Annotated in this window: 9 protein-coding genes and 1 pseudogene; 7 read left to right on the top strand and 3 right to left on the bottom strand. The window is 70.5% G+C overall.

Annotated features, from left to right (window positions below; translation table 11 throughout):
• Positions 1-132 (top strand): annotated as a pseudogene (locus tag ACFO4E_RS28205) (IS481 family transposase); the annotation flags it as partial.
• Here the strand turns inward: ACFO4E_RS28205 and ACFO4E_RS28200 are convergent.
• Together ACFO4E_RS28200 and ACFO4E_RS28195 are read right to left on the bottom strand one after the other, a co-directional pair.
• Complete coding sequence (locus tag ACFO4E_RS28200; RefSeq protein ID WP_378580033.1) at positions 129-302, bottom strand: DUF397 domain-containing protein; 174 nt, start codon at positions 300-302, stop codon at positions 129-131. The pseudogene ACFO4E_RS28205 and the gene ACFO4E_RS28200 sit on opposite strands and share 4 nt — an antisense overlap.
• Positions 242-1,090, bottom strand: a complete 849-nt coding sequence (locus ACFO4E_RS28195; RefSeq protein ID WP_378580031.1) for a helix-turn-helix domain-containing protein — start codon at positions 1,088-1,090, stop codon at positions 242-244. The genes ACFO4E_RS28200 and ACFO4E_RS28195 overlap by 61 nt, the downstream gene beginning before the upstream one ends.
• Before the next feature lie 260 nt (positions 1,091-1,350).
• On the opposite strand from ACFO4E_RS28195, the gene ACFO4E_RS28190 reads away from it, so the two are divergent.
• Positions 1,351-1,773 carry an ATP-binding protein gene (locus tag ACFO4E_RS28190; protein ID WP_378580029.1) on the top strand — a complete coding sequence of 141 codons (423 nt, stop codon included), beginning with the start codon at positions 1,351-1,353 and terminating at the stop codon, positions 1,771-1,773.
• A 139-nt stretch (positions 1,774-1,912) separates the two neighbouring features.
• Positions 1,913-3,214: an MFS transporter gene (locus tag ACFO4E_RS28185; RefSeq protein WP_378580027.1), complete on the top strand. Its 1,302-nt coding sequence runs from the start codon at positions 1,913-1,915 to the stop codon at positions 3,212-3,214.
• 33 nt (positions 3,215-3,247) lie between these two features.
• Here ACFO4E_RS28185 and ACFO4E_RS28180 read toward each other — a convergent pair whose 3' ends face one another.
• Positions 3,248-3,454, bottom strand: a complete 207-nt coding sequence (locus tag ACFO4E_RS28180; protein ID WP_378580025.1) for a hypothetical protein — start codon at positions 3,452-3,454, stop codon at positions 3,248-3,250.
• Positions 3,455-3,647: 193 nt separating this feature from the next.
• Here ACFO4E_RS28180 and ACFO4E_RS28175 point away from each other — a divergent pair, with 193 nt between their 5' ends.
• The 4 genes from ACFO4E_RS28175 to ACFO4E_RS28160 all read left to right on the top strand — a co-directional run bounded on the left by ACFO4E_RS28175 (position 3,648) and on the right by ACFO4E_RS28160 (position 9,388).
• Positions 3,648-4,490 carry an oxygenase MpaB family protein gene (locus ACFO4E_RS28175; RefSeq protein ID WP_378580023.1) on the top strand — a complete coding sequence of 281 codons (843 nt, stop codon included), beginning with the start codon at positions 3,648-3,650 and terminating at the stop codon, positions 4,488-4,490.
• Between the two features lie 219 nt (positions 4,491-4,709).
• A complete protein-coding gene (locus tag ACFO4E_RS28170) occupies positions 4,710-5,783 on the top strand; it encodes a PLP-dependent aminotransferase family protein (RefSeq protein ID WP_378580021.1) in 1,074 nt (357 codons plus the stop codon).
• 275 nt (positions 5,784-6,058) lie between these two features.
• Positions 6,059-6,985 (top strand): serine hydrolase, encoded by a 927-nt coding sequence (locus ACFO4E_RS28165; protein ID WP_378580019.1) that lies wholly within the window; start codon positions 6,059-6,061, stop codon positions 6,983-6,985.
• Between the two features lie 258 nt (positions 6,986-7,243).
• A complete protein-coding gene (locus ACFO4E_RS28160; protein ID WP_378580017.1) occupies positions 7,244-9,388 on the top strand; it encodes a WD40 repeat domain-containing serine/threonine protein kinase in 2,145 nt (714 codons plus the stop codon).
• The last annotated feature ends 4 nt before the right edge of the window (positions 9,389-9,392 follow it).

Genomic DNA, 9,392 nt, shown 5'->3' with positions numbered 1-9,392 from the left:
TACACCTCAGAGACCCAGCGGCGCCAGGCGTTCCCGGAATGGCTGCACCACTACAATCACCACCGGTTCCACACCGCGATCAGCGGCCCTCCCGCCACCCGCGTACCTAACCTCTCGGGGCAGTACAGCTAGAGCTCGCCGGACCTCACACCCTGGATGAACGCACGCCACTCGGTGGAGCCGAACGCCAACTGTCCGAGTTTCCGGTTCTGCGAGTCACGGATCAAGGTGGGGAGCCCTTCTACGACCTCGACGCAGTTGTCGTTGTTCGGGCTACTGTAGGAGCTGGTGTGCCATTCCATTCCGTTCTTCTCTTCCTTATCCAGTCCATCGACATTTGCACAGGAAGACTCTCGGATGCGAGGCGCTCGAAAAGAGCCGTCATTTCAGTCAGCCTCTCCGCACTTCCCTTGGTGAGTCCACCGAGGTAGCTTTCACAGTACGCAACCCCCTGCCGGGGGCTTATCGTGGCGATCCGAAAACTGGAGTGGGCGTTGAGGGGTATGGAAGCATCGGGGAGAATCTGGAGCCTCACCCTACCTCGCTCCACAAGCCCCAGGATGTGATCAAGTTGCCCAGGGACGATGTCGGACCTGCCCGGAGGATGCGACAACAGAGCGCGCTCAGCCAGGATCGTGCTCACCTCTGCTCTCAATGACCCCAATCGAGCAAGCCTCATCCTCACGTTCTTCTCAACGACCTCCGGGTCCGTCTCCTTGAGACCCAGCATCGCGTGGGCATAGTCATCACTTTGCAGCAGACCGGGGACGATACATGGATCGTACTCCAGTATCTTCATTGCGCGTTTTTCGAGCTCCAGCGGCTTCGCCCACCACTCGGGGATCCTGTTTCCGCGCCCGGAAACACTTTCCCACAGAGAGGTAAGCTCACCTACTTCAGAAAGCGCTTCGTCAAGCGCGACGGCGTGAGTGCGCTTCGGGGTCGCCCGGCCGGTCTCCAATGCATTGACCGTGCTCTTACCGAGACCCGCAGAATGAGCCACGTGGCGCTGCGTCATTCCGGATGAGTCTCGAAGTTGCTTTAGCCTGTCTCGCCATTCATCCCATGTGGGAAGCGGAGGATCAGTCATGTCCAAGAGCATTCCACGCCTGTCCGATGCTGTCCACAAAATCCGAAACATTGCCGAGCTCTATGGATGATGAGGCCGGACAGAGACGACGTCGCAAGGATGGGCGGCCACAAGGCACCCTCGCGGCCGGTTCGGTCCGGGGTCCGGCCACCAACTATGCGAGGAGCTGATGACCTCATGCAGACCAAGCGAAGCGCCCGAATCCGTCCCTATATGTTCCGTTCCGGGCGACCGGCTTCGGCCCCGGTGCGGTGATGGCGGTGGCCTATGAACGACGGTTCCCCGGGTGGGCGGACCAGGTACGCAAGGCGCGGGAGTGGACCGATGACGTCCTCTCCGCTCATGGGGGGTTCGCCATCCCCGCTGACACGATCGCCTCGGCCGTGCTGCTGGTGAGCGAGGCGGCCACCAACGCCATCCGCTACACGGCCAGCGGACGCGGGGGTGTCTTCACGGTGACGCTGCGGGTGGACCTGCGGCGGATCACCATCGAGGTCGACGACGAAGGGTGTCCCGCCGGCGGGACACTGCCCTTCATCCGCCCGATCACCCCCATGGCCCAGCACGGACGCGGCATGAAGCTCATCGACTACATCGCCGACTCCTGGGGGCCGCTGCCCCGCCCCCGTACCGGCGTCGCCTTCACCCTGAGCTGGCACCCGGCCCGTACCTCCGCGGCCTGACCTGCCGCGCACCGATACGCGTGGTTCCCGCCTCCGGAGGGGAGGCGGGAACCACGTCCCCCCGGCTCCGAGGTCACGGGGAGGATGAGATTCCTGAGAACACTGGTGCTCACGGGGTCGCGGACGCACTATGGACGCCATGGATCACGCGACCGGCGCGAACACCGCCCCGCCATCCCCCGCGCACCGGCTCCCCGTCCGCAAGCTCGTCGCGGCGAGCATCGGGAACGCCATCGAGTGGTACGACTGGACGATCTACGCCACCTTCAGCATCTACTTCGCCACCCAGTTCTTCCCGGACGACAACGAGAACCTGGCGCGGATCAACACCTTCGCGGCGTTCGCCCTGGCGTTCTTCTTCCGCCCGCTGGGCGGGATCCTCATCGGGCGGCTGGCCGACGTCAAGGGGCGCCGGCCGGCGATGATCTTCACCATCCTGCTCATGGCCGGGGGCTCGCTGATCCTCGCGGTCCTGCCCACCTACGAGCAGGTCGGCTGGATCGCACCGCTGCTGCTCCTGCTGGCGCGGATCGCGCAGGGCCTGTCCATCGGCGGCGAGGTGTCCAACGCCTCGGCCTACCTGGGCGAGATCGCCCCCAGCGACCGGCGCGGTCGCTACTCCTCCTTCTTCTACATCTCCACCGGCTCCGCCGTCCTCATCGCGTCGCTGCTGGGCTTCTTCCTCGCGCGCTTCATGGACCCCGACGCGCTGGCCGCCTGGGGCTGGCGCATCCCCTTCGCCGTGGGCGCCCTTCTCGGCCTGGTCGGGCTGTGGATGCGCCGCGCCCTCGCCGAGACCGAGGCGTTCGAGGAGACCGAGGGCAAGGCACGCCGCATCTCGCATCCGCTGTGGACCACCCTGCGCGCCCACCCGCGCGCGGTCGGCCAGCTCGTCGGCTTCAGCATGCTCTCGACGCTGTGCTACTACACCTTCTTCTCCGCCCTCGGCCCCTTCGCGGTCAACTCCCGCGGCGCCGACGACGTCGACGTCTTCCTCGCTCTGTCGATCGGCACCGCCCTGTTCGTCGCGTTGCAGTACCCGATGGGAGCGGCGGCGGACCGGTTCGGGCGCAAGCCCCAGCTCCTCGCCTGGTCGGGTGCGATGGCGCTCCTGACCGTTCCCCTGTCGTGGCTGGTGGGCCCGAACCTGTGGGGGCTGCTGATCGTCTTCTGCGTCGGTCTGGCGCTCTACACCGCCATGACCTCGATCGCCCCCGCCATCATGAGCGAGCTGTTCCCCACGGAGCTGCGCGGCCTGGGCATCGGGGCCTGGTACAACCTCACGGTCGCGCTGTTCGGCGGCACCGCTCCGCTGGTGATCAGCACGCTCGCCGCCTACGGCTGGTCCAGCGCGTTCTTCGTCTACGTGGCGGTCGCCTCGGTGGTGACGTTCGCGGTGGTCCTCACCCTCCCGGAGACCCGCGCCACCGAGCTGCGGTAGCGGTCGGCGGCCGGCCGGGGCACCCCCGGCCGGCTAGCGTGAATGCTGCCAGCCCCAGAAGTGCTCATCGGCGCCCGCCCAGACCTCCAGCGTCAGGCCCGGCAACTCCAGCGCCGGAAGACCAGTGGACGCGGCGATATCGGCGACGGAGGCGCGCAGCGGTTCGGCGCGTCCGTCGACGACGACGGTGGCGTGCTGGCCGTCGACGGAGAGCACCCGGGCGCGCAGGAGGTCGGGCATGGAGCATCCGATCGCGAGGTGGAGGTCGTCCCGAGCGTAGTGGAGGATCCTGGGAAATCCTGGGGATGCGCGTCACAAGCGCGAACCCTCGCCTCCTGGGCGGTGCCCGCCGGCTCCCCCTCCTCCGATCCCGCGGCGCCGGCCGCGGCGGTGCTCCTTCCGGCTCGCGCGGGTGCCCGATTACGCTGGCCCCATGGCGAATGGGCTGTTCACCGACGATACGCAGATCCGCCGGGTGACCCGCGAGGCCGTCATCCTCGCCGGGGCGGGGTACGCCATCCTGCTCCAGGTCACCAACCCCGGCGTGGGCCAAGGGGTGGCCGACCACAGCGACTTCGCCGAGCGCCCCCTCGACCGGCTGCGCGGCACGCTCACGTTCATCTACGGCATGGTCTTCGGCACCACCGACGAGGCCGAGCGGATCGCGCGCGGGGTCCGCTCCGCGCACAAGGGGGTCACGGGCCCCGGCTACGACGCACGCGACCCCTCGCTCCAGGTGTGGGTGGCCGCCACCCTCTGCGAAGGGGGCATCCGCACCTACGAACTGGTCTTCGGGCCGATGTCGCCCCGGGAGAAGGACGACTTCTGCGCGCAGTGCGCCGTCTACGCCACGTCGCTGGGCTGCCCGGCCGACCGCTGGCCGGCCGACCGCGCCGCCTTCGAGCGCTACTGGGCCGATGAGGTCGCGTCGATCGAGGTCACCGATACCGCGCGGAGCATCGCACGGGCGCTGTTCGATCCGCCGCAGCGGCTGATCCGGCCCGCGGCGCGGTTGCAGGGGTTCCTCGCGGCGGGCCTGCTGCCGCCGCGTATCCGCGATGAGCTGGGCCTGCCGTGGGACCCCGCCCGGCAGCGGCGGTACGACCGCCTGGTCGCCGCCGTCCGCGCCGTCTACCCTCGGCTTCCGATGGCGGTGCGGTCGCTGCCCAAGAACGCCTTCATGTGGGACATCCGCCGCCGGGCCGCACGCAGCGCCGGAAACGCCCGGGGCACCCGGGGCGCCGCGCGGCGCGGGCCGTCCGCCACCCGGAATTGACGGTCGGTCCCGGACCCCTTTGCGGGCGAGCCGAATCGCCGTTCGTTGTGGCCGGTTTCGGTCGCAATGTCGCCCCCGCAGTCCCACGAGGAAACATCCGTCAACGTGTGTCACACCGCCCGGGAGCGGCCGGCGCGCGGCCATTGCCCGCTGTGCGGGGGCCCTCCACACTAGGTCACGTTCGGACGCCACGCGCGGAGCGGGGAAGCGAGGAACGACGTGACGGCATCGATGTTCCAGATGCTCCAGTGGCACGAGCGCATCGAGGCCGAGCGCCAGCTCCCGGGGGCGCGTCCGTTCATCTCCGACCACGTCGGCCGCCACCCCTTCGCCGACGACTACCTCGGTGAGCTGGCCGAACCTTCGCGCGAACCCCTCGGCGAGGCCACGCGCCACCCCACCGCCGACGAGGACGCCGCGCTGCGCGCGCGGATCTCCTCGCTGCACCGCCGCTACGACGGCGTCGACTACGGCCCCGCCCGGGTCATCCCCGGTGGCGCGCCGACCGCGTTCATCAGCACGTTCTGCGTCTGGCTGTTGCTGGCGGGGCTCACCCGCGTGCGCTATGTGCCGCCGGTGGACCCCACCTTCGCCTACCTGTTCCGCCGTTTCGGCATCGAACCCGTCCCCGTGTGCCGCCGCCACGCCGTTGCGCCCGGGGTCAGGCTCGACCTGCCCGACGAGTCGACCGTGCTCGTCCTGACGGACCCGGTCGGCTACATGGGCCGCCGCGTGCCCGAAAGGGTCATGGCCGAAATAGGGGCCTGGCAGCGGGCGACGGGCTCGCTCGTGTTCGTCGACGGCACCTTCCAGTACATGCGCTGGGACGGCGGCCGCGCCGAAAGGTCCGCGGCCCTGCCGGTCGAACGGACGCTGCGGCTGGTGTGCCCGGCCCGGTACCTGTCGCTGCCCGGCTACCGCAGCGCCTACCTGCTCGGCCCGGAGGAGTACCGGGACGAACTGGCGGAACTGCACGAGAACCTGCACGGCGACGCCACCCTCGCCGACCGGAGGTTCGCCCACCGCGCGGTCGACCTCATGCTGGGCGAGGGCAATGGGGCGCTGATCGAGCACGCGCGGCACAACCACCGCCGGCTGGCCGCCTCGGGCGCGCTCGCCGCGCAGTCCCCGATCGAGACCGGGTACTTCCTCTTCGCCCGGCCCGCGGTCCCGCCCGAAGGCTTCCTCGCCCTCGACCAGCGGCATTTCGAACTGGAGGACCACCCCGGGTTCGTGCGGATCGACCTGCTCAACTCGCAGGGCATCGACGCCATGGTCGCCGCGACCGCCTGAGCGGCGCATCGAGGGGTTTGCGGAACGCGGAGCGCGTCGCGGTGGGCCCGTGCGATGACCGGCGCGTCCGGGCATCCGCCCGAGCGATCGGTCGATTCTACGGTGTGACGCACTGATCCGCGACCGATTCGTCTTTATCTCCGCCATACATGGACGAACCGGGTTCCACCATGTGGTGCGATTGGGGACTTGAGGCGGTTCTACGACGTATCCGGCCGCCTCGTACCTACCACCCCCTTTCCATCGGCAAGGAATCAATGTCGTATATCCGACGCATGCCCCCTTCCGCCCTGCGGAGCGCCGCCATCGGTACCGGTGTGCTGCTCTCCATGGGCCTTGCGGTGCCCGCCGCGCACGCCGACGAGCCCGAGGCCGCGGGTGCGATCTGCACCTCGGCCGCCCGCCCCGAGGTCGCCGCGGCGCTCGACGAGGCGATCCACGCCATCACCGTCGACCGCGCCAGTGACATCGCGGTGGGCGTCTCCGCATTCGGCGGCGACCTCACCTGCGGTTTCCAGGCCGACAAGGGCTACGACGCCGCGAGCGTCGGCAAGGTCCTCGTCCTCACCACCCTCCTGCGGACCGCGCAGGAGGAGGGGCGCGAGCTGACCGCCGAAGAGGACGAGCTCGCCACCGCCATGATCACGGTGTCCGACAACGACGCCACCGTGGAACTGCGCAACCTGCTCGGCAAGGAGCGGATGCAGGAGTTCCTCGACCTCGCGGGCATGTCCAACACGACCCTGCACGAGAACAACGCCATCGGGCTGATGAAGATCAACGCCAACGATGAGCTGCGGCTGCTCGACCTCATCACCACCGAGAACGACATCCTCGGCGATGAGCAGCGGGCCTACGCCCAGGAGCTCATGGGCAGCGTGATCGAGGAGCAGCAGTGGGGCACCCCCACCGGCGCTCCCGAGGGCACCGACGTCCTCGTCAAGAACGGGTGGCTGCCCTACGACGACACCGACATCTGGCGCATCAACAGTGTCGGCGCCTTCGACGGCACCGAGGCCGGCCCGTACCAGATCGTCGTGCTGACCGACGACAACGACGGCATGGCCTACGGCGTCGAGTCCATCGAGCTGGTGGCCACGGAGGTGCACGCCGCGCTCAACGGTTCCGACGCGCCGGCGGTCGGCCTGTTCTCCGAGCGGGACGACCTGCCGCAGACGTCGGACGGCTCCGACCGGGCCTGACCGACGCGGCCGGCATGACCGGCACGGCACGCCCCCGGCTCAGCGCGGCTCAGCCCCGGCCGGGGGTGTGCCCGTCCGGTCCGGCCTTTTCCGGTTCCGCATGCCGGAGCGCCCCATACCACGCGTGATCAGGGGGCGTCGTCGGACGAGCCGTGGGCACTCGGGGCCTCGGCGAACGTCCGCATATATTGCGTTTCGGGCCCCGCCGGACGACCGCGAACACGGCCCGCCCCGCTCCCCGATCGAGAGGTCCCCCCGGTGCTGCCCCTCACCGCCGACGATCCGCGCCGCATCTCCGCCCACACGCTGCTCGCCCGCATCGGCGGAGGCGGAATGGGCCGCGTCTACCTGGGCAGGTCCCGTTCCGGTCGGCTCCTGGCGGTCAAGGTCGTCCACCCCGACCACGCGGGCGACCCCGAGTTCGGCGAACGCTTCGCGCGCGAGGTCCGCGCCGTTCAGGGGATCAGCGGGGCGTTCACCGCGCCCATCGTCGACGCCGGCCCCACCGACGATCCGCCCTGGCTGGCAACGGGCTACGTGCCCAGCGTGTCCCTGGCCGAGGCCGTGCACCGCGCCGGCCCGCTGCCGGAGGCGGCCGTCGCCTACCTGGGCCTGGGGCTGGGCGAGGCGCTGCGGTCCGTCCACGCCGCGGGCATCACCCACCGCGACCTCAAGCCGTCGAACATCCTGCTCGCCGCCGACGGCCCCCGGGTCATCGACTTCGGGGTCGCGCGCAGCTTCGACGAGACACCGATGACCAGAACCGGTCAGATGGTCGGCACCGCGGCCTACATGTCCCCGGAGCAGGCCAACGGGCACCGGGCCGGCCCCGCCTCCGACGTCTTCGCCCTGGGCGGCGTCCTGCACTTCGCCCTGACGGGACGGGCGCCGTTCCCCGGCGACGACCACACCGTGCTCTTCCGGATCGTGCGCGACGAGCCCGACCTCGGCGCCGTCCCTGGCCCCCTCCGCGACATCGTGCGTCGCTGCCTGGCCAAGGACCCCGGCCTGCGGCCCGCCCCCGCCGACCTCGTCGCCGAACTCGCGCGGACGGTCCCCGCCGCATCCGGACTCTCGCCGGCCCCGTATCCCGGCGCCCCGGCGGTCCCGGGGCAGCCCGGCCCCGCGCTGGTGTGGCCTCCGTTGCCGGTGCGCGGCCTGATCACCGAACGGGAGCGGCAGGCGCGGTACTTCCAGGAGAACGCCCGCGCCGCCGGGCCCGGCGGCGCGGGTGCGCCCCGCCGCGGGCGCACCCGCCTGCTCGTCACCTTCGCGGCGGCCTCCACGGTCCTGGTCATCGGCGCCGCGGCCCTGGTCGCCGCACAGCTCACCGGCGTGTCCCCATGGGCCGCGGCGGACGGTTCCGCCGACGGCGCCGGCTCGCCGGGCGCGGAGGACGGTGTCGCGCCCCCGCGCCCCTGGGACGGCGGGGTGGACCCCGACGGCCTGGACGTGGAGTCGGCGTTCCTCCACATCGAGGGGCACGACCCGGTGGCCTCGCTCGCGTTCGATCCGGTCGAGAGCGACGTGATCTACGCGGCCCGGCTGGGGCGGCTCGACCGGTGGCCCATCCCCCCTGCCCCCGAGGGGGAGTTCCCCACTGCGGAGAGCGACGAGCAGACCGACATCGACGGCGACGGCGACACCCTCGTCCGATCGGTGGCGACCGCTCCCGAGGGCGGCACCGTCGCCACGTCCACCACCAGCGGTGAGATCCGGGTGATCGACAGCTCGTCCGGCGCAGTCCGCACCGTGGCGCCGGCAGAGGGGGACGGCGGATTCCCCGATGCCTCCCAGCGCTCTCTCGAGGAGCGCTTCCCCGACGGCCGCACGGTGATGTTCGCCCCGGACGGCCGAACCCTCTATGCGGCCGGCTCCCGAGGGGTGACGCGCTACGACACCGCCACGGGCGAGGAACGGCCCTTGGGCTCCCCTGTCGCCGGCGACGCGGTGTCGCTGCATCCCGAAGGCACACGGCTGCTGGTCACCGACGGGGGCACCGTCCGCATCGTGGACGCCGAGAGCGGCGAGGAGGCCGGAGCGTTCGACAGTGGGGCGAGCGGACGGATATCGGCCGTCTACAGCGGAGACGGCACGCGCATCATCACCGCCGGGTCGGACACGGTGGTCCGCGTCTTCGACGCGGAGACCTTCGAAGCGGAACAAGAGCTGACCTCGCACACCTCGGCCGTCATCGCCATCGCCGCGAGTCCCAACGGGCGCGTCCTGGCCACCGCGGACCAGAGCGGGCTGATCACGACGTGGAACCTGGACACCGGCGCCCCGCTCCTGGAGAACGACAACCAGCCCAACCCCGTCAGGGCCCTCGCCTGGGACGCCGAGGGCGCCCGGCTCGCAGCCGGCTATGAGAACAGCCTGATCATGGTGTGGACCCGCCGCTGATCCG

It is taken from the genome of Nocardiopsis mangrovi, from assembly GCF_042653925.1.
GTDB classification, from domain to species: Bacteria; Actinomycetota; Actinomycetes; order Streptosporangiales; family Streptosporangiaceae; genus Nocardiopsis_B; species Nocardiopsis_B mangrovi.
Note: the sequence above shows the minus strand (reverse complement) of the source record. Positions and strands in the feature narration are given on the sequence as shown.